Source organism: Escherichia sp. WS2035 (assembly GCF_046487065.1).
In the GTDB taxonomy this organism is placed as follows: domain Bacteria; phylum Pseudomonadota; class Gammaproteobacteria; order Enterobacterales; family Enterobacteriaceae; genus Escherichia; species Escherichia coli.
In genome coordinates this window covers 1-1,643 of sequence record NZ_JBJQKD010000045.1, presented here as the reverse complement: position 1 = coordinate 1,643, position 1,643 = coordinate 1, and the positions used below count along the sequence as shown (strand labels likewise).

The 1,643-nt window shown below is 44.2% G+C and carries 2 protein-coding genes; both read left to right on the top strand.

The genetic code is table 11. The annotated features are described in order from the left end of the window. On the top strand, nt 1–1,359 hold a 1,359-nt coding region (locus tag ACJHX4_RS26670), incomplete at its 5' end, for a phage tail protein (RefSeq protein ID WP_227915086.1). Beyond that, nucleotides 1,356–1,634, top strand: a complete 279-nt coding sequence (locus ACJHX4_RS26665; RefSeq protein WP_000654168.1) for a hypothetical protein — start codon at nt 1,356–1,358, stop codon at nt 1,632–1,634. The genes ACJHX4_RS26670 and ACJHX4_RS26665, both read left to right, overlap by 4 nt. Nucleotides 1,635–1,643: the final 9 nt, after the last annotated feature.

The window sequence follows — 1,643 nt, the reverse complement described above, 5'->3', positions numbered from 1 at the left end:
GCGGCAGACCGCGCAGAAGCCGCAGCGGAAGTGACTGCAGAGCCCTGTGCGAATATAGTGCCGCCGCTGCCTGATGTGTGGATACCGTTTAACGATTCACTGGATATGATTGCGGGTTTTTCTCCGGGCTATAAAAAAATAGCTATTGGTGACGATGTGGTTCAGGTCGCCAGTGATAAACAGGTTAATTTCAGTCGCGCATCAACGGCAACATATATCAACAAATCTGGCGAACTGAAAACGGCGGAAATTAATGAGCCGCGATTTGAGTGTGATGGCCTGCTTATTGAGGGACAAAGAACGAACTACATGCTCAATTCGGAAAGTCCAGCCAGCTGGGGGAAGTCATCAAACATGGATGTGCCCGAAACCGGGACGGATAGTTTTGGTTTTACTTATGGAAAGTTTGTCTGCAACGATTCTCTGGTTGGGCAAACTTCGGCTATTAATATGGCATCAATTGCTGCAACAAAGTCAGTTGATGTCTCAGGCGATAACAAGTACGTGACAACCTCATGCCGTTTTAAAACAGAACGACAGGTAAGGTTACGTATACGGTTTGATAAGTATGATGGTAGTGCAACAACTTTTCTTGGCGATGCGTACATTGATACGCAAACGCTTGAAATTAGTATGACAGGTGGTGCTGCCGGCAGAATTACGGCACGAGTCAGGAAGGATAAGACCACGGGCTGGATTTTTGCAGAGGCAACGATTCAGGCAATTGATGGTGAGTTAAAAATAGGCTCTCAGATACAGTATTCTCCTGGGCAGGGTGGGGCAACAGTATCTGGTGACTATATTTATCTTGCCACCCCACAAGTAGAGAATGGGCCGTGTGTATCATCATTTATTATTTCAGGAGGCAGCGCAACGACAAGAGCCAGTGATTTGGTTAGTATCCCCACCAGAAATAATCTTTATAAGTTACCATTTACTTTTTTACTTGAGATTCATAAAAACTGGGATATTGCACCAAACGCCGCACCCCGCGTGTGGGATATAGCAGCAGCCAATACCGGGCAATCAGCAATTGCAGCAATCAACAGAGGTAGTGGTAAGTTATATATGAGTCTGTCAAACCCTTCAGGCTCGTATGTTAATAGCGCAGCGACAGATGTATTTGCAGAGAAAACCACATTTGGATGTATTGCAAAAGCTGATGGTCACTTTCATGTGGTGACAAATGGTAAAGCGGTTAATGAAGTTTATTGTGAATATAATGGCGTGACCGCTGATAAAAATATCCGATTTGGAGGGCAGACGAATACTGGAGAACGACATCTGTTTGGCCATATTCGCAATTTCCGCATATGGCATAAAGAATTAAATGACAGGCAATTAAAAGAGGTCGTATGAAAGATTTAACTTTGAAGTTTCATGACAAACTGCAGTTTAAGGCCTTCCTGTCATCTCTTGGCTGGGCGGAAGATGAAGACCTCCAGAATAAACTGTTAGTTGATGAAATTGGTTTCACCTACACAGAAACAGGGGTAACAGAAGAGGGAGAACCTGTCTGTATCCGGAATGATGGTTATTTTGTCAACATTCGCATTCTTGATGACTTGTTTGATGTTTCTGTATTCTCTGATTATGTCGTGGAGCTGGAAACACCGCTTCGGGAATGGAGCTGAAAGGAGGAA